Raw genomic sequence first — 17,984 nt, 5'->3', positions numbered from 1 at the left:
GGAGGGCGTTTCCGATGCGCGGAGATGACGGTGAAAAAGCCGCCTGTTTAGCGCATGGAGAGCGGCGGCGGAAGCCCGAACACCAAGAAAAAAGCCCGCACGAGGCGGGCTGAGGGAACGAGCGCGCCCTGACTTCAGCGCGTAGTTCTTATTGTTGGGTCAAGCGGGTTGTGCGGCCGTTTTCTAGCCGGACAGCGGCCTTCAGGCCTAGGGGCGCCTACATGCGGGCGATCCGCTGGTATTCACCGGCGGCCTTGGTGCGCCCCATCGCGGCTTCAAATTCGATGTGCAGTTCGTTTTGAGTGGTTTCCGCGTCGACGAGCAGCGCTTCGTCGATAGCCTGGATCCGGCGGATCATCTCCAGCGCCGCCGGTTCCTGATTCGCCGACAGCGACATCAGCAGCGGCGAGCGTGCTTCGGTCAGGCGAGCCGCTTCCGGCCAGTCGGCGAGTGAGGCGGCCTGTTCGATTTCCCGGGTCATCGACAGCAGCCGTTCGATCAGTTCGGTCTGGTTCATTTCGAGCGAGTCCGTGGACTTAGGTGTTGTTGGCGGACGCCAGCGCGCCGGCGCTGTTGGCCCCGCCGAACAGGGCGGTCAGGTATTGCGAATTGTTGTTCATCGTCGCCATCAGCGTGTCGAGCGCGGTGAACTGCGCCTGATACTGACTCGTCAGTTGAGCCGTGTAGTCGGCGAGTGCGCTTTGTTGCGTGGTGATGCTCTGCAGGTCGGTATTCAGCGCAGTAGTGCGCGTATCGATGAGGCCGCCGGTCTGCGTGAAGTTGGTGATGCTGCTATTCAACTGCTCGGCAATGCCGTTGGTCGAGTTGAAGAGCGAGGCGACTGTCGCCGGACTGCTCGTTAGCGCGGTGCTCAGCGTGGTGTTATTGATCACCATCGTGCCGTCCGCCGGATCGTCCTTCAGCGTAATGCCGATCGCCGCCAGCGTGCTGCCCGTGGTGCCCGAGCCGACCGCACTGCCGACGATCGTGGCCAGCGTGTTCTGGATCGTCTGCAGTGTCGAGTCGCCCAGCAGCGGGCCTTGCGACGAAGACGAGGAGTTGTATGACGTGAGCGTCGACATCGTCGTGACGACGGTGTTGTAGAGGCTCACGAAATTGTTGATCGCGGTGCTTTGCGCCGAGGTGTCGGCGGTAATGTTCAGCGTCTGCGTGGTGCCCGCGGAAGCGGCCGCAAGATTCAATGTGACGCCGGAAATAGCGGTGGTCACCGAGTTGGTCGAGCTGCTGGCGGCGATCCCACCGACCGTGAATTCCGCATCCTCGGCATACGAGCTCTGCGTCCAGGCGTTGCTCGAATTCGCGGAGGTAATCGACGATTGGCCGCCAGTGGTGCTGGCAGTCGAAGTCACGCCGAGGCTCGACAGGCCGTTGTCAGTGGTGACGTTGCTGGTCGAGACGTTGATGACGTTGGCTGCGCCTGTATTCGCCGCGCGCAGTACGAGGTGGGCGCCGGTCGAGCCGGTCACGATCGTCGCCGTGACGCCGGGGTTGCCGCTACCCGAGTTGATCGCGGAGGCAATGCCGGCGAGCGTGTTGTTGGTGCTGTCGACGTTGATATTCATCGACTGGCTGCCCAGCGAGATCGTCAGCGTGCCGGTGCCCAGTTGTGTCGTGGCGCCGAAGGCTGCCGAAGACAAGGCCTGCGAGCTGGCAATCTGGGTGACCCCCACCGAGTAGCTGCCGGCCACGGCGCCTGTACCTGCGGTGGCCGTCAGTCCAGTGCCGCTTGCGGTTGCCGCGAAAGTCGACAGCGTGGCGCCGGTGGCAAGGCCGGCCATGCCCGACTGTAGCGCATCCAGCGCGGCGGTCAGGGCGCCGTATGCGGACACCTGAGTATTGTCCGAGGTTTGTTGCGCCGTCAGAGCCGCGGCTTGTCCTGCGGTCTTCGCGTTCACGAGGGCCGTCACGAGCGTCCCGACGTCCATCGACGAATTGCCGGTCGAACCGCTAATGATCGATTGCGCGGCCGACTGCAACGCTGCATTGGCGGCGGCGGTTGACGCCGCGGAAGACGTGGTTGAGATCGAGGACATGCGGAAGCTCCAAGCGTCTAGGAATCTGTATCGGGTGGTGCGCGATGCTACATCACTTCGTGATGGGAATGCACAGCGGGAGGCATGCCTCCCGCTGTTTGCAACCCGGGGATGGGCCGCACTTGCTCGCGGCGCATCCCCGTTACTGCGTCCGCTCTTACTGCAGGAGCTTCAGAACTTGCTGCGGGTTCGAGTTAGCTTGCGCCAACACCGAGATACCAGCTTGTTGCAGCACTTGCGCCTTGCTCAAGTTGGCCGTTTCTTGTGCGAAGTTGGCGTCCGTGATTTGCGATTGTGCCGACGACAGGTCGGTCGACTCAGCTTGCTGCGACGTTGCGATTGCGGTGAAGCGGTTTTGTGCGGCACCCAGCGATGCTTGCAGGTTGTTGACGGTCTGCAGTGCATTGTCGATGGAGACCATCGCTTCGTTCGCGCCAGTGACCGTGCTGATGTTCAGGTTCGAAACCGTCGGCGGGGCGTTGATTGCGTCGATCTGTGCGACTGCTGCAACCTGAGCAGCCGAAGCTGCGCCCGGTGACTCTGCACCGGCGCTGAGCGCCAGGGTCGTGATGGCCGTGCCGGTACCTGCCGCCGTGCCCGAGCTGAAAATCGCGGCTGCGACTGTCGAGGCGATCGCCTGGTTGTTTTGATCGGTGAAGGTGAAGCCGCCCTGTCCGTCCGACAGTACGTTGACCGCCGTGATTGCCGGGCTAGCAGCCGACGTGTAAACACCCGACGCAGTCAGGCTGACCGATACCGTGCCGACCGTTTGACCCGTTTGCACCAGGCCGCCACCGATCTTCGCTGCCGACATCGACTGGCTCAGGTTCAGGCTGATGGTCTGGCCAACGTTCGCGCCGACCTGGAACGTCACGTTACCTGCCGAGCCGTCCAGAATGTTCGTGCCGTTGTACGTCGTTTGCGACGCGATACGGTTCACTTCCGAGATCTGTGCCGAAACTTCTTGCTGCAGTGCTGCCTGGTCGCTCGACGACAGCGTGCCGGTCGATGCTTGCACGGCCAGTTGGCGGATACGTTGCAGGCTGGAGGTCAGCGACGACAGTGCGCTCGATGCGGTTTGAATCATCGACACGCCGTCATTCGCATTCGACACGCCCTGGTTCAGGCCGTTGATCTGCGTTTGCATACGCGTCGAGATTGCCAGACCTGCTGCATCATCAGCTGCGCTGTTGATGCGCTTACCCGACGACAGGCGCGTGATGGCTTGCGAGAGGGCGCTTTGCGAGCCATTGAGGTTTTGCTGTGCAACCAGCGAGTTGATGTTGCTATTGATTCCGAGCATGAAAATCTCCTAAATAAGCCTTGAGCCCAAAACGCCACGTTGGCATCGGCGGAAGCACTCGTTCATTGCTGGCCGCCTCAGTGAAGGTTGACGGCGCGTCTAAAAAAAACTTGAGGGACTTTGTGCAATAGCGACCCAATTGTTTTTACGACGGGTTACGCGCTCGATCGTCTGTAAGCCGCTTGCAGCCTTGTTCGGGAGATCCACTGCAGGTATTGAAAAGACGGCGTATTCTGCTTCTCTCTTGAGGCAAACCCTGGAGAAATCATGCAAAAGCGCCGGATTGGACGTTCCGAATTGGAGGTCGCGCCGCTTATGTTCGGCGGCAATGTATTTGGCTGGACCGCTGATGAAGCCACCTCGTTTTCGATCCTCGATGCGTTTGTCGATGCCGGGCTCAACTTTATCGATACCGCCGATGTCTATTCCGCGTGGGCGCCGGGCAACCAGGGCGGCGAATCGGAAACCATCATCGGCAAGTGGTTCAGGCAGAGCGGCAAGCGCGACAAGATCGTGCTCGCCACCAAGGTTTCCAAGCATCCGCAGCGCAAGGGCTTGTCGGCGGCGAACATTCAGGCGGCAGTCGAGGATTCGCTGCGGCGCTTGCAGACCGATTGCATCGACGTCTATTTTTCTCACGACGACGACACCGAAACGCCTTTGGCCGAAACCCTCGGCGCCTATCAGAAACTGATCGAGGCGGGCAAGGTGCGGGTGATCGGCGCGTCGAACTACAGCGGCGCGCGCGTGGAGGAAGCGCTCGTCGTGTCCCGCCGGCACGGCCTGCCCGAGTACCAGTTGCTGCAGCCGGAGTACAACCTGTACGATCGCGCGGGCTATGAGCGTGACATCGAGCCGGTGGCGCTCGCCAATCAGCTCGGCGTGGTGGTGTACTGGAGTCTTGCAAGCGGCTTTCTGTCCGGCAAGTACCGTTCGCAGGCCGATCTGGCCAATAAGGCGCGCGGCAGTCGGGTCGAGAAGTATCTGAACGAACGTGGTTTGCGGATTCTGGACGCGCTCGACCGGGTCGCCGGGCGGCACGGCAGCACGCCAGCCACTGTCGCTCTGGCATGGCTGATCGCCCGCCCGAGTGTTACGGCCCCAATTGCCAGCGCGACCACACTCGACCAGCTCAAAAGCTTGGCCGCCGCCGTCCATTTGATGCTGACCGGCGCCGATATTCGCGAACTGGACGAGGCGAGCGCCTGATCGCGCAGGGGACCTGGCGCGATCGCTAAACCCCTGGTAGGATGGTGAGTTTCCTGATATCATCGGGAGTGAATTGAGATCTTTGCCTGTTTCGTTAATGTTTTTTCATTGATGAAAGGTTGGCGAAACGGCAACAGACGCGGCTTCGGCTTTACGTCTGTCCGCGTTCCGCGGTGAACTCCCCACCTCTCTTTTCCGGCCTCCGTGGCCGTTATGCCTCTCGTTTCATTCGTGGTTTGGCCGGGATTTTTCCCGCGTTTGCCTGTTACTGGCCATGAATCGGAACGACCGGAGGGCCGGCGCGTGAGCGGTATCCGCCACGCAATTTACCCCTATCAAGTGATTGAGTTAGGAATTACATGACGACGATTCTTCTGAAAGAAAACGAGCCGTTCGAAGTGGCGATTCGCCGCTTTCGTCGCGCAATCGAAAAGAATGGCCTGATCGCTGAACTGCGTGAGCGCCAATCGTACGAAAAGCCGACCACGGCACGTAAGCGCAAGAAGGCTGCTGCTGTGAAGCGCCTGCACAAGCGCCTGCGCAGCCAGATGCTGCCGAAAAAGCTGCACTAAGCACGCTTTTCCGCGCTGCATTTCGCGCATTGCACGCCGAACGGCGGTGTGAGCTTCGAAAGAAGCCACATCGCCGTTTTGCTTTTGGGACGCCGATTTACGTTGGGCTTTTGCGGCTGCACGGAGAGCGCGTTACGCGGCGCTCTTCAGGCGCTCGGCAGATAGACCGAATTGCCGGGCAATCGAGCTCAGACGCTCGTGCCACTCCCACGTGCCGAACACGTCGTGCACATTTTGCAGGCAACTGAGCAGGGCGACCGTAGCGGGGTCGTACACATTGAGGTTGGCGCGCAGGAGCGCCTTCTTAAGCGCAGATATACCGGCATCCATGTAAGCAGGCACCTCGATGGCCGCCTTGCCGATGTAGCGCACCGGAACGCCTTCCATCGCGCTCATATAGTCGCGCGGCTTGATGAAGCTGCCGACCGGGCAGCCGCCACAGTAGCCGCGGTAAGCACCGCCGCCGCGCGGCAGCAAGGCGGCGCGCTTCTGGATGAGCAGATGATCCACGGCTTGATCGAAAATTTCCTGATGCGTCAGGAAGTTTAGGGTTTTCATGGTCGGTCTCCCGTGCGTTACGCAGCGGTTATTCGTTGTTCGAGCGCATGAAAGGCAGTATCGGGCACGCGCCAAATAGCGAAACCCGGACTAGCACGGCGAAAAGCCTTCAATTCGCATGTTTGGCTCGTTTGCCGCTTATGCCGGCTCGGCGACGCGGCCCGCCACCGCAGCGGCTAGCGCTCTTACTTCTATAACGACCGGGCGCGCAAAAAACGTAGACGGGGCTTTACCGGATAGCCCGCAGTCGCGGTAGCGCCGGCTCCGCGCGGTTTTTGCCTTGATCCGTCGGAGCTTTCTGCCCTTTCCTTTCCGGTGACCCCGCCGCCGCCTCAGCCCGCTTTACGATTGCGTCCCTTCTTGCCAAGCGCCGCGCATCGCGCGCGGCACATGCAGCTCGCCTCGTGGTCGTTCACCATGCCGACCGCCTGCATGAACGCATAGCAGATCGTCGAGCCGACGAACTTGCAGCCATAGCGCTTCAGGCCCTTGCTGAGCGCGTCCGAAACTTCGGTCGATGCGGGCGCCTGTTTATACGATGCCCAGTCGTTCTGGATAGGCGTCTGATCGACGAACGACCACACGAAGTTGGCGAGTGAGCCGTGCTCGGCCTGAATCTGCTGCACGGCGCGCGCGTTGGTAATCGCCGACTCGATCTTGCCGCGATGGCGCACGATACTTTCATCCAGCACCAGCGCGTCGACCTTTTTAGGGGTAAAGCGCGCTACCTTGTCGATGTCGAAGTCGGCGAATGCGCGGCGATAGCCGGCCCGTTTGTTCAGAATCGTCGACCATGACAAACCCGCCTGCGCGCCTTCCAGCACAAGCATTTCGAACAAATGCTGATCGTCGCGTGAGGGCACGCCCCATTCTGTGTCGTGGTAGTGTGCGAGCGCTTCGCTCGATACCCAGTTGCATCGCTGTGTCACGTTCGCGCTCCCGCGTGGTCATGTCGCCCGTCAGCATAGCGGAAGCTGCGCGTGCTGCAAGCTGGCCATTCGGCCGATTGCAGGATTGAAACTGACCTGCCACGCTGTGCGATATTCACCACCTGAACTCATTCGATTCGATGAATAAAGACCTCTTTCTGATCGGCATTGACGGCGGCGGCAGCGGTACGCGCGTCGTACTCGGCGACGCGCAGGGCCGCGAACTGGCGCAGGCGGCGAGCGGGCCGTCGGGGTTGGGCCTCGGTGTGGAACGCGCGTGGCAGGCCATCGAAGCCGGCTGCGCCAGCGCATTTGCAGGCGCCGGTGTACCGCTGGACTGGTCGCGCTGTGTACTCGGCTGCGGGTTGGCAGGAGTCAATAATCGCGACTGGCTGGCCGCGTTTCGCGCGCAGGCGCCAGCGGTAGCCGGGCTCGCAGTGGAAAGCGATGTGTACACCACGTTGCTGGGTGCGCACGGCGGCGCGCACGGCGTGGTCGTCGCGCTTGGCACCGGCAGTCAGGCGGCCGTGCTTGACGGCAATGGCGAATGCCGGGTTGCCGGCGGCTTCGGTTACCCGTCAGGTGACGAAGCGAGCGGCGCCTGGCTCGGGCTGCGAGCCATCGTGCACGCCCAACAGGCGCTCGACGGGCGTGCGCCCAACGATGATCTGGCGCAGGCGCTGCTTGCCCACACCGGTGCGCATGACCGCGACAGTCTCGTAGTCTGGCTGTGTGAAGCCAATCAGACCGCTTATGCACGGCTTGCACCGATCGTCATCGCGCATCGCACGCATCCGTTCGCGGCGCGGCTGCTCGGCGAGGCCGGCGTGGATGTGGGCAAGATGATTGCCGCGCTCGACCCTTCGGCGACCCTGCCTGTCGCGCTGTGCGGCGGTCTCGGCGCACCCTTGCGCGAGTACGTGCCAGAGATCTATCAGGCTCGCTTGCGCGAGCCGTTGGCGGACTCGGCACACGGCGGTTTGCAGTTGGCGCAGCGCGAAGCGGTTCGCATCGCCGGTTGAGAATCGGCTGGCGCGCCGGGCGCGATCTCGCGGATGCGGCGCACAACGGTAAAATGCGATCTTTGACGCTGCCCGGCTGCTCACCCTATGTACAAAGTCGTTGCTACTGATCTCGACGGCACGCTGCTCAACGCCGATCACCAGGTGGATCCGTTCACGATCGCCACGGTGCGTAAGCTGGAAAGCGATGGGCAGCAGTTCGTGATCGCAACGGGGCGCCACTACTGCGACGTTGCGGCCATTCGCGACCTGCTAGGCATTAGCCCGTATCTGATCACGTCGAACGGCGCGCGCATTCACGCGCCGGACAACACGGTGATCCACGCCGACGACCTGCCTCCGGCCATTGTGCAGCGGCTGGTGCAGCCGGAAATCGTCGGCGCGCATGGCCGCGTGATCGTCAACCTGTTCGCCGACCAGGCGTGGTTGATCGACCGGGATGCGCCGGACCTGCTGAAATTCCATCAGGATTCCGGCTTCACCTATGAAGTGACCGATCTGCCGAAGCACGACGGCGTCGACATTGCCAAGGTGCTCTACATCGGTGAACCCGCCGATCTCGCGCAAATCTCGGCCAACCTGGCGCGCGAATTTGGCGACGCGCTGTACGTGACCTATTCGCTGCCGGATTGCCTTGAGGTGATGACGTCGAACGTGTCGAAGGGGCGTGCTTTGCAGATCGTGCTCGAGCGCCTCGGCGTCGATGCCTCGCAATGCGTGGCGTTTGGCGACAACATGAACGATATCGATCTGCTGGAGACAGCCGGCCATCCGTTCATGATGAACAACGCCAATCCCGATCTCATCTCGCGTCTGCCGAACGTGCCGCGCATCGGCAACAACTTCGAAGCGGGCGTTGCGCACCATCTGCGCAAACTGTTCTTGCTCGACGACGAACTGATGTCGTGAAAACGGACCGGCCCGCATCCCCTTTCGCGGATGCGGGCCGGTTGTTCGCGTCCCTACGCGACCTTACGAGCCAACGTTACGATCAGCCGTGCCATCCGCCACGGTGATCGCCGCGGTCATCGTGACCCCAGTGGCGGTCGTTGTGATCCCAGCCGCGGTTATCCCGGTGGTCGTCGCGATAGTAGCCGCCGCGGTCGTAGCGATGGTCCCAGCCGCCGTTGCCGTAGTACACCGGCTGCGGCGCTGCGTAGACGGGGGCAGGCTGGGCATAAATCGGTGCGCCGAGCGACAGGCCGATATTCAGATCCGTATGCGCTTGCGCGACACCGCATGCGCCCGCCGCGAGTCCAGTAGCAACCAGCAAGTGAGTGACGATGCGTTTCATGTTGTTCTCCTGTGAGGCGACGTATGTTTGTCGCACAGGACCAATCTACGCATTCCGGTCGCTGGTTAGTGAGACGAGATGTTACGGACTGCAAGCATCGTCGCAGAGTTTGAAAGGCAGTGGAAGGAACATTCGAACGCAACGCGCGGTACGGGCTTTCCGCTCGAAGGCCCGTCGAATAAGGCCGCTCGGCTCCTTGGAACGAGCCGGCATCCAGTTCCCGCCGCCTATTGCCGCAATTGGGTGGCCGCGCCCGTAATCACGGCTTACATCTGTATTACCCAATTAATCAGCTGAGCCAGCGGAAGCGCCGGCCGCAGCCGCGGAAGGCGCTCCCGGCAGTGCCGCGCATGGGCAATCCACAGCGCGGCCATTCAGTCCCTGGCGGTCGAGCTTGAAACTGGCGTGGGCGATGCCGTTCCGCCAGTCGAGACGAACAATATAGATACTGTCGAAGTCGTCGCTGTGCCAGTTGGGGACATCCGCGGCATTGCCGCCATGCGTGCTCATCATCTGGCGCAGCAACTTCACGATCAGCTTGTGCTCCCACGCAACCACAATCAGCTTGTTGCGATTGGCCGGATTGACGAGCGCCGTGCCAAGCTGGTCGATCTGGGCGAAGCCGTACGGCGTTTGCACCGGCATCTGGAACTGGATGGCGGTCGGCTCGATGGTCGCAAGCGGCCGAATATAGTAATAGGAGTGGCCGCTGTCGTCCTTTTGCTGGCCGGGATCGGGCGCGTAGATCGCATCCGGTTTGCCGAACTTGGCGGCAATCACTGCCGGCAGGGCCAGCGCGCGGTTGAGCCCCTGGCAATTGAGCTGGCCGTAACCCTTGGCGGGTTTCTCACCGTGGCGCACGAATACGAGCGTTTCAGTATTGCTGTCCGCGGCATGGGCAGCGGGCAACGCGAGTACGCCAGCACACAGACCGCCGATGGAGAGTGCGACGCCATGCAGGAATCCGCGGAAACGGGTCATCGATCGTACCTGTGTGAGCTTGGGAAGTCGCACGATTCTAGCAGCGGGCCATTGGCAAGCCGCTGGGCCGCCTGCATGATGCGCACAAAAACAAAGCGGGCGCCGTAGCGCCCGCTTTGACTGCCCGGATAGCGCACTCGCTGATCAGTCGAGCGCCAGCTCCTGCGAATTGCCGCGGCGGCTTTCGGCGATGAGCGGGTACAGCACACCTGCGATCACTGCGCCGATGATCGGGGCGACCCAGAACATCCACAACTGATCCACCGCTGCGCCGCCGACGAACAGCGCCGGGCCGGTCGAGCGCGCCGGGTTCACCGACGTGTTGGTGACCGGAATCGAGATCAGGTGAATCAGCGTCAGGCACAAGCCAATGGCGATCGGCGCGAAGCCGGCCGGCGCGCGCTTGTCGGTTGCGCCGAGGATGACGAACAGGAAAAAGCCGGTCATCACCACTTCACAAATGAACGCGGCAGCGAGCGAGTAATGGCCTGGCGAGCGCTCACCATAGCCGTTGCTGGCGAAACCGCTGGCGACGAGGTCGAAACCGGGCTTGCCCGAGGCGATCAACGACAGCACCAGCGCACCCAGCACCGCGCCGACCACTTGAGCGACGATGTACGGCAGCAGGTCGCGGGCCGGAAAACGGCCGGCGACGGTCAGGCCGACGCTCACCGCCGGATTCAGGTGGCAGCCGGAGATGTGGCCGATCGCATAAGCCATGGTCAGGACAGTAAGGCCGAACGCGAGCGCAACGCCCACGAAACCGATGCCCAGACCGTGGACCGGGCCGGCGAAGTTAGCGGCGAGGACGGCGCTGCCGCAGCCTCCGAGCACGAGCCAGAAGGTGCCGAACAGCTCGGCAGCAAGGCGCTTTGACAACTGCATGATTGGTAATCCTAAAATGTTTGACGCTTGGAATGGCATGCGCGCTAAGCGCGGGTGCATGTCTTTGAGCGTGCAATTCTAGGGAAAGACTGCCAAATCAGGTGTCAAGAATTGTCAAGGTGGAGTCGCCTTTACCTATTATTGCCTGATAAAAATCGTGTTTTACAATTCATCGACGCTTAATAATTATCAGATGAAATCTTCCTAAATCGGTATTATTGTCCATTGCGAATTTTTATAATTGCAGCTAGTCTGCGAGCGAATGAGTTCTAGAAAAGGGGAGAACCGAAATGTCTCAATATGCAGACCTCAAGGCGCAGATCGCCAAATTGCAGGCACAAGCAGACGAAGCCCGTCGTACTGAACTAGATAACGTCGTCGCCGACATCCGCCAAAAGATCGCTGAATACGGTCTCACCGCGCAAGACCTTGGCTTTGCGGTCGCCGCCAAGCGCGGACGCCCGCCGAAGAAGGCACCACTGCCGGCCAAGTACCAGGATCCGAAATCGGGCAATACCTGGAGCGGGCGTGGCAAACCGCCAAAGTGGATTGTTGGCAAGAATCGCGAACGTTTTCTGATTGGCGCGGTTTGAATGCCGTGCTCGTCTGGGCGAAAGCCAACTGAAGGTTGGCCGGTGGCGGCTTGTTTATCCGCGCCGCGCTAATCCAGGATGGAAGCGCATCCATGCCCGTATTAAAAAAGCCGCCCTTGAGAGGCGGCTTTTTCGTAGTAGAAGCGGGTTAACTCCGGGTAACCACTCGCGCAAACGATTCAACAGGCAAATTTACTCGTGATTGGCGTGCGAATCGGAAAGCGGCGTAAGCGGCAGAAGCACGACTTAAGCGGCTGAGCGCATAAAAAGCGTCAGCCGTTTTAAGCGCGTCACTTACCCCACCGCGACCTGGCGCAACATCGGGCGACGCGTCGCTTCGATCAGTGCCGAGTAGCCGTCAACGTAATTCTGAGCCATTGTTTTCGAGCTGAAGCGGCGTTCGAATTGCGCGCGAATCTCGGTGCGCGACAGTTCGTCCAGACGCTGCAGCGCGGCCACCGCACCTTGAACGTCCTCGACAATGTAGCCGGTCACGCCGTGGTCGATGACTTCCGGTACCGAGCCGCGGTTGTACGCGATCACCGGCGTGCCGCAGGCCATCGATTCGATCATCACAAGCCCGAACGGCTCCGACCAGTCGATCGGGAACAGCAGCGCCTTGGCGCCTGACAGGAACTCAGGCTTCTGCGCCTCGTTGATCTCGCCGACGAACTCCACGTGCGCCATGGAGAGCAGCGGTTCGATTTCCTTCTTGAAGTATTCCTGGTCGACCTTGTCCACCTTGGCGGCGATCTTCAGCGGCAGACCGCTTTGTGCAGCGATCTTGATAGCTGTATCGACGCGCTTCTCCGGACAGATCCGACCGAGGAACGCCAGGTATTCCGGCTCCTTGTGCGTTTGCGGCGTGAGCAACTGTTCCGGCAGGCCGTGGTAAATCGTGTTCAGCCAGTTGGCCTGCGGCAGCGGCGCACGCTGCGAATCCGAAATCGACACCACCGGCACATTCGAGAATGCGTCGAACACCGGTTGCAGTTCCGGCAAGTCCAGACGGCCGTGAAGCGTGGTCACAAACGGCGTGTCCATGGTGGTGAAGAGCGGGAACGGCATGTAGTCGAGGTGAAAGTGCAGCACGTCGAACTCATGCGCGACCTTGCGCACCTTTTCCATCATCAGAACATGCGGAGCCAGCGCATCGCGGATCGTCGGGTCGAGGCGCAGCGCACGAGGCCAGCAGGCGTCGAGGTTGGCGGAGGTGACCGAGTCGCCGCTCGCAAACAGCGTGACGTCGTGACCGAGGTCGACCAGCGCTTCGGTCAGATACGAGACGACACGCTCGGTGCCGCCGTAGAGTTTCGGCGGGACAGCTTCATACAGCGGCGCAATTTGTGCGATTCGCATGCGTTTCTCCTGTTCAAAACGGCTTCGCACAACGGCGCTCGAGTAGAGCGAGGAGCGAAAGCCTGACGGACGGTTGGGCGCGGTAAGCCGCCGCCCGGGGGTGCTCCGAACCTGCATCGGGTAATCCCTAGGCTTCATTATCGGGATCGGCCGCGCTAATTCGAGTTATTTTTCAAACACTTAATGTTGTTACAGCGCGAAACATGATGCGTTACAGGTAGGCAGGCGGGCTGTCCCGCTCCTCGGGACGCACAACGAGGTGGGCCGTCAGACGCTGAGGCAATACCAGCAAGGGACGGTCCCGGGGACTGGAGGGCGGGCCCTACACCACGCGCGTTGCGCAGAAGTGAAAACGACTTATAATTCTTTCTCACCGCTGCAAGGTGCGGACCGTGAGTCACTTAGGACTCACCATTTGGTTCACATTTCTGCTGAAGAATTATCCCAAGCGCATCGCAAGTCCCAAGCTGCGCGCCGCTTCGCCTGCCCAGCCTTGCTTCTGACCTCCTCCGTGTAGGAAAAATTCCTACACGAATGACGGATTAATCCGTCAGGCAGGCTGGGTGTCTGTCCGATTTTCGTCCGCGCCCCCTTTCGCCACAATGCACGCAAGACCAGAAACGAGCCGATTCGTGCGGTTTAAGTGCGCGCGTTCGAGCAAACGTTTCCGTAACGGCCTGACCAGCCAGATACACCCCGGGGGAATCATGAGCGCGACAAGCGAAATGCTCAATGAGATCAGAGAAGTCAACCTGTCTTATCTCCTGCTCGCTCAGCGTCTGCTGCGCGAAGACAAGCCGATGGGCATGTTTCGTATGGGGATTTCGGACCAGTTAGCCGACGTGCTCGCCAATCTGTCTTTGGCGCAGACCGTGAAGCTGGCGGCGTCCAGCCAGGTGTTGTGCCGTTTCCGTTTCGATGACCATGCCGTGCTGTCCGCTCTTGCGGACAAAGGCAAATCCAGCGCCGTGGCTCAGGCGCATTCCGCGATCCTGATGGCAAGCCAACCCGTCGTGCAACTCGGCTGATGGCAGCGTGTAATTCAAATAAAGCGATCAGGACGGGGGAAATGCGAGCGGATGGCATCTAAAAGTGTTGTGCAGGAAGTCAGGGAAATTACCCTGGCCATCGAACTGATCAAGCTTGGCGCGCGTTTGCAATTGCTGGAAGCTGAAACCAGCCTGTCACGCGACCGGCTCATCAAGCTGTACAAGGAACTGAAAGGGGTGTCGCCGCCCAAGGGCATGTTGCCGTTTTCGACCGATTGGTTCATGACCTGGCAGCCGAACTTTCACTCATCGTTGTTCTACAACATCTACCGTTTCATGGCCGGCCATGGCGGCTGTCAGACCATCCAGTCGATCGTGAAGAGCTACCGGCTCTATCTGGAACATGTCCAGTTGCACGACGACGAGCCCGTGCTCAGTCTCACGCGCGCCTGGACGCTGGTGCGCTTCTTCGACTCCGGAATGCTGCAGATGACCGCCTGCTGCCGGTGCGGCGGACATTTTGTCGCGCATGCGCACGATCCGCAGCACGCCTTCGTTTGCGGGCTGTGCCAGCCCCCTTCGCGCGCCGGTAAGACAAAGAAAGTTGCTGACGCCCGGGCCCGGGAAAACCTCGCTGCGCTCGCGGTTTGAGCCGCTGGGCGGCATACGCCCACGGTGCGCAACAGGGCGCGCATGCCGTTACACGCGCCGTTGCGCGCATCCCCACCCCCATGCGGCGGCCTCTGCGGCCCACCCGGCCGATGCCGGACCAGGCCGGCCCGGTTTAACCCGCCTCTGGTTAACACCGGAGCGACGAGCCGCTTTTCCGTCAAAGTTTTCTGCCCCGTTGCCGTAAACCAGATTAACGACGGTCACCGTCGCTTCTTTGTGAGGGCTCGGCAGTGCTGATTTTCGTGGGAACACTCGTGACGCTATTGTCCGTCTTCGGCGGTTACGCGCTGGAAGGCGGCCATCTCGGCGCGCTGCTGCAGCCTGTCGAAGTGCTGATGATCGTCGGCGCCGGTCTCGGCGCGTTCATTCTCGGCAACGGGATGAAGACCATCAAGGCGACAGTGCGTGTCCTTCCGACCCTGTTCAAGGGCGCGAAGTACAACAAGGACGTCTATATGGAGCTGATGGCGCTCCTTTACGTCCTGCTGGCCAAGGCGCGCAAGGAAGGCACGCTGACGCTGGAAGCCGACATCGACGATCCGTCTAAGAGCCCGATCTTCACCCAGTACCCGAAGATTCTCGCCGACCATCACATCATCGAATTCCTGACCGACTACCTGCGTCTGATGGTCGGCGGCAACATGAACGCGTTCGAGATCGAAAGCCTGATGGACGAGGAGATCGAGACGCATCACCAGGAAGGCGAGGCGCCCGCGCACGCCCTGAACAAGGTCGGCGACGCCATGCCCGCGTTCGGGATCGTGGCCGCGGTGATGGGCGTGGTGCACACCATGGCCTCCGCCGACAAGCCGCCTGCGGTGCTCGGCGAGATGATTGCCCAGGCGCTGGTCGGCACATTCCTCGGGATTCTGCTTTCGTACGGGTTGATCGGGCCGCTCGCGAGCGTCGCCGAACAGCGCGTGACCGAGTCGACCAAGATGTTCCAGTGCATCAAGGTGACGATTCTCGCCAGCCTGAATGGCTATGCGCCGGCAATTGCCGTCGAATTCGGCCGCAAGGTGCTCTTCTCGACTGAACGCCCGTCGTTCGCCGAGCTGGAAGAGCACGTGCGCCGCGTCAAAGCCAAGTAACGGGCGCCGGGAACCGATTCGATGAGCAAGGATAAAGACCGCGCCATTGTCGTCAAGCGCTCCGCGCCGGCCAAGAAAGGTCATCACGGCGGCGCGTGGAAGCTCGCGTACGCGGACTTCATGACCGCGATGATGGCGTTCTTCCTGCTGATGTGGCTGCTGAGTTCGGCCTCCACCGTGCAGTTGAAGGGCATCGCCGATTACTTCAACCAGCCGTTGAAGATCACCCTGTGGGGCGGTGATCGCAGCGCTGAGGACTCGAGCATTCTGAAAGGCGGCGGCCGTGATATTTCGACCGACGCGCAGGGCGTGACGCGCACCACTGACGGCTCGAGCGCGCGCGCCGAGCGCACCGCTTCACACAACGACGACGACTCGGTCAAGCAGTCGCAGGGCGATCTGGAACGCCGCGAACAGGTCCGTCTGCACGATCTGCAGGTCAAGCTGATGGCCGCGATTGAAGCGAACCCGGTGCTGCGCCAGTTCAAGCAGCAGATCCGCATCGACTCGACACTGACCGGCCTGCGTATCGAAATCGTCGACTCGCAGAAGCGGCCGATGTTCGCGACCGCGAGAGATGTGGTTGAACCGTACATGCGCGACATCCTGCGCGAAATCGGCCACACGCTGAACGACGTGCCGAACCGCATCATCGTGCAAGGACACACCGACGCCGCGCAGTACGCGGGCGGCGAGAAGGGTTACAGCAACTGGGAACTGTCCGCGGACCGCGCCAATGCGTCGCGCCGTGAGCTGATCGCCGGCGGCATGGATGAAGCGAAGGTGATGCGCGTGCTCGGTCTCGCGTCGACGCAGAACCTGAACAAGGCGGACCCGATGGACCCGGAAAACCGCCGCATCAGCATCATCGTGCTGAACAAGAAGTCGGAGGAGGCGCTTGACCATGACGACTCCACCACGACCACCTTGTCGGACGATGCAGCCGGCTCCAAGCCGCTGCTGCAAAGAATTGCGCAACCGGTGACGGTTGCACCGAAGGTGCCGGCGGTAGCGCCGGCAGCCCAGTAACAGATCGCGACCGGCTGACCGTTCCATGCGCGCGGGTGGCGCGGACGGCTAGCCGGTCCAACGCGTAAGTGCAGCGAGGTTTTCATGATCAGGCACATCCTGGCAATCGACGATTCGGCATCGATGCGGCAAATCCTCGCCGCAACGCTGACGACGGCCGGCTATGAAGTGACGCTCGCGGCGGATGGCAATGAAGGGCTCGAAAATGCGCTCGCCATGTCGTTCGACCTCGTGCTGACGGACCAGCACATGCCGGGCAAGACCGGCCTCGATCTGATCACGGAACTGCGCGGCAACCCCGCTTACCAGGCCACGCCCATCCTCGTCCTCACGACGGAATCGGGCGAGCCGTTCAAGGCGGCGGCGCGGGCCGCGGGGGCGACCGGCTGGATCGAAAAGCCGCTCGACCCGGACATGCTGACCGAACTGGTGGCAGCGTTAGCCGAACCAGGTGAGGCATGAGCAGCCCCTAAGCGCCCCCTTTACACAAGTTATAGAAGCTCTCGACGCGGCGGCACGACAGCCCAAGCGTAGACAGGAACTCTCGCGGTGACCCAGGCATGACACTCGACATCACTCAGTTCTATCAGACCTTCTTCGACGAAGCGGACGAACTGCTCGCGCAGATGGAGCAGTTGCTGCTCAATCTGGATATCGCGCACCCGGACCCCGAAGACCTCGCGGCGATTTTCCGCGCGGCCCATTCGATCAAGGGTGGCGCGGCGACGTTCGGTTTTACCGCGCTGACGGAAACGACTCACATTCTCGAATCGCTGCTCGACCGCGCCCGCAATAACGAACTCGTGCTGCGCAAGGACATGATCGACACGTTCCTCGAAACCAAGGACGTGTTGTCGGGCCAGCTCGCGGACTATCGCGCGAGCGCCGAGCCGGATGCGGCGGTCGCCCGCGCGATCTGCGCGAAGCTCGAACAGTTGCATGCGGAAAGCAGCCTCGGTGCCGCGCAGGGTCAACCCGCGGCCGCGGCGCCGGCCTCCGCGGCACCAGTAGCAACACAGGCAGCAGGTCAAGGCGGTACCCCGCCCGAGCACGTCGTCGAACAGGCGGTGCAGGCGGCGGGTGAATGGACTGACGGCGAACCGGCACAGACCGGGCAAGCCGCGGGCGCGGGCGACGCAGGTGGCGCCGCCGGCCCACATCTGAAAATTACGCTACGGGGCGTAGGTGAGAAGGACCAGGAACTGCTGGCCGAAGAGCTCGGCAACTTGGGCAACATCGTCGGGCAGGTCAAGAGCGGCGGCGATCTGACGCTGTGGCTCAAGACCGATGTGACCGCCGACGACATCATTGCCGTGTGCTGTTTCGTGATTGACGAAAGTCAGATCGCGATCGGCCGCGGCACCGCACCGGCGGACGAGACGCAGCAAGGCGAACCTGGAACGCCGGACGCTGCCGACTCGACCCCGGCGCAAGCAGCACAGAC

At 61.5% G+C, this 17,984-nt stretch carries 20 protein-coding genes; 11 read left to right on the top strand and 9 right to left on the bottom strand.

Annotated elements, in window-relative coordinates; translation table 11 throughout:
• Nucleotides 1-217: 217 nt before the first annotated feature.
• The 3 genes from GNZ12_RS12140 to GNZ12_RS12130 form a co-directional block, all read right to left on the bottom strand.
• Entirely contained in the window at nt 218-517 is a 300-nt protein-coding gene (locus tag GNZ12_RS12140) for a flagellar protein FliT (protein WP_172310568.1), read from the bottom strand.
• A 19-nt stretch (nt 518-536) separates the two neighbouring features.
• Nucleotides 537-2,054, bottom strand: a complete 1,518-nt coding sequence (fliD, locus tag GNZ12_RS12135) for a flagellar filament capping protein FliD (RefSeq protein ID WP_172310567.1) — start codon at nt 2,052-2,054, stop codon at nt 537-539.
• Nucleotides 2,055-2,211: 157 nt separating this feature from the next.
• Entirely contained in the window at nt 2,212-3,357 is a 1,146-nt protein-coding gene (locus GNZ12_RS12130; RefSeq protein WP_172310566.1) for a flagellin, read from the bottom strand.
• Between the two features lie 267 nt (nt 3,358-3,624).
• Between GNZ12_RS12130 and GNZ12_RS12125 the strand changes: the two genes are divergently transcribed.
• Both GNZ12_RS12125 and rpsU read left to right on the top strand, forming a co-directional pair.
• Nucleotides 3,625-4,566, top strand: a complete 942-nt coding sequence (locus tag GNZ12_RS12125) for an aldo/keto reductase (RefSeq protein ID WP_172310565.1) — start codon at nt 3,625-3,627, stop codon at nt 4,564-4,566.
• Nucleotides 4,567-4,925: 359 nt separating this feature from the next.
• Entirely contained in the window at nt 4,926-5,138 is a 213-nt protein-coding gene (rpsU, locus tag GNZ12_RS12120; RefSeq protein WP_006050883.1) for a 30S ribosomal protein S21, read from the top strand.
• Nucleotides 5,139-5,270: 132 nt separating this feature from the next.
• Here rpsU and GNZ12_RS12115 read toward each other — a convergent pair whose 3' ends face one another.
• The gene (locus GNZ12_RS12115) at nt 5,271-5,696 is read right to left on the bottom strand and encodes a hypothetical protein (RefSeq protein WP_172310564.1); all 426 of its coding nucleotides are present in this window, start codon (nt 5,694-5,696) and stop codon (nt 5,271-5,273) included.
• Between the two features lie 332 nt (nt 5,697-6,028).
• A complete protein-coding gene (locus tag GNZ12_RS12110; protein WP_172310563.1) occupies nt 6,029-6,625 on the bottom strand; it encodes a DNA-3-methyladenine glycosylase I in 597 nt (198 codons plus the stop codon).
• 140 nt (nt 6,626-6,765) lie between these two features.
• Between GNZ12_RS12110 and GNZ12_RS12105 the strand changes: the two genes are divergently transcribed.
• Together GNZ12_RS12105 and GNZ12_RS12100 are read left to right on the top strand one after the other, a co-directional pair.
• Nucleotides 6,766-7,647: a BadF/BadG/BcrA/BcrD ATPase family protein gene (locus tag GNZ12_RS12105; RefSeq protein ID WP_172310562.1), complete on the top strand. Its 882-nt coding sequence runs from the start codon at nt 6,766-6,768 to the stop codon at nt 7,645-7,647.
• 87 nt (nt 7,648-7,734) lie between these two features.
• A complete protein-coding gene (locus GNZ12_RS12100; RefSeq protein WP_172310561.1) occupies nt 7,735-8,556 on the top strand; it encodes a Cof-type HAD-IIB family hydrolase in 822 nt (273 codons plus the stop codon).
• An 82-nt stretch (nt 8,557-8,638) separates the two neighbouring features.
• Here GNZ12_RS12100 and GNZ12_RS12095 read toward each other — a convergent pair whose 3' ends face one another.
• From GNZ12_RS12095 to aqpZ, 3 genes are all read right to left on the bottom strand, one after another.
• On the bottom strand, nt 8,639-8,941 hold the full coding sequence (locus tag GNZ12_RS12095) for a PXPV repeat protein (protein WP_172310560.1): 303 nt from the start codon (nt 8,939-8,941) through the stop codon (nt 8,639-8,641).
• 285 nt (nt 8,942-9,226) lie between these two features.
• On the bottom strand, nt 9,227-9,922 hold the full coding sequence (locus tag GNZ12_RS12090; protein ID WP_172310559.1) for a histidine phosphatase family protein: 696 nt from the start codon (nt 9,920-9,922) through the stop codon (nt 9,227-9,229).
• Nucleotides 9,923-10,066: 144 nt separating this feature from the next.
• On the bottom strand, nt 10,067-10,807 hold the full coding sequence (aqpZ, locus tag GNZ12_RS12085) for an aquaporin Z (RefSeq protein WP_172310558.1): 741 nt from the start codon (nt 10,805-10,807) through the stop codon (nt 10,067-10,069).
• A 290-nt stretch (nt 10,808-11,097) separates the two neighbouring features.
• On the opposite strand from aqpZ, the gene GNZ12_RS12080 reads away from it, so the two are divergent.
• Nucleotides 11,098-11,400, top strand: coding sequence for an H-NS histone family protein (locus GNZ12_RS12080; RefSeq protein ID WP_172310557.1), 303 nt, complete (start codon nt 11,098-11,100; stop codon nt 11,398-11,400).
• A gap of 294 nt (nt 11,401-11,694) precedes the next feature.
• On the opposite strand, the gene GNZ12_RS12075 is transcribed toward GNZ12_RS12080, so the two are convergent.
• Nucleotides 11,695-12,759, bottom strand: a complete 1,065-nt coding sequence (locus tag GNZ12_RS12075) for a glycosyltransferase family 4 protein (RefSeq protein WP_172310556.1) — start codon at nt 12,757-12,759, stop codon at nt 11,695-11,697.
• A 707-nt stretch (nt 12,760-13,466) separates the two neighbouring features.
• Here GNZ12_RS12075 and flhD point away from each other — a divergent pair.
• The 6 genes from flhD to GNZ12_RS12045 all read left to right on the top strand — a co-directional run.
• The gene (gene flhD, locus GNZ12_RS12070; protein WP_268959025.1) at nt 13,467-13,787 is read left to right on the top strand and encodes a flagellar transcriptional regulator FlhD; all 321 of its coding nucleotides are present in this window, start codon (nt 13,467-13,469) and stop codon (nt 13,785-13,787) included.
• A 51-nt stretch (nt 13,788-13,838) separates the two neighbouring features.
• Nucleotides 13,839-14,399, top strand: coding sequence for a flagellar transcriptional regulator FlhC (flhC, locus tag GNZ12_RS12065; protein ID WP_172310554.1), 561 nt, complete (start codon nt 13,839-13,841; stop codon nt 14,397-14,399).
• A gap of 251 nt (nt 14,400-14,650) precedes the next feature.
• Nucleotides 14,651-15,511 (top strand): flagellar motor stator protein MotA, encoded by an 861-nt coding sequence (gene motA, locus GNZ12_RS12060; RefSeq protein ID WP_172310553.1) that lies wholly within the window; start codon nt 14,651-14,653, stop codon nt 15,509-15,511.
• Between the two features lie 21 nt (nt 15,512-15,532).
• On the top strand, nt 15,533-16,540 hold the full coding sequence (gene motB / locus GNZ12_RS12055) for a flagellar motor protein MotB (protein ID WP_172310552.1): 1,008 nt from the start codon (nt 15,533-15,535) through the stop codon (nt 16,538-16,540).
• Nucleotides 16,541-16,624: 84 nt separating this feature from the next.
• Nucleotides 16,625-17,002 (top strand): response regulator, encoded by a 378-nt coding sequence (locus GNZ12_RS12050; protein ID WP_172310551.1) that lies wholly within the window; start codon nt 16,625-16,627, stop codon nt 17,000-17,002.
• Nucleotides 17,003-17,100: 98 nt separating this feature from the next.
• The coding region (locus tag GNZ12_RS12045) for an Hpt domain-containing protein (RefSeq protein ID WP_172310550.1) at nt 17,101-17,984 on the top strand (884 nt) is incomplete at its 3' end.

This window comes from Paraburkholderia solitsugae (genome assembly GCF_013177695.1).
Lineage (GTDB): Bacteria > Pseudomonadota > Gammaproteobacteria > Burkholderiales > Burkholderiaceae > Paraburkholderia > Paraburkholderia solitsugae.
The sequence above is the reverse complement of the archived record's forward strand: the minus strand, read 5'-3'. Positions and strand labels throughout refer to the sequence as shown.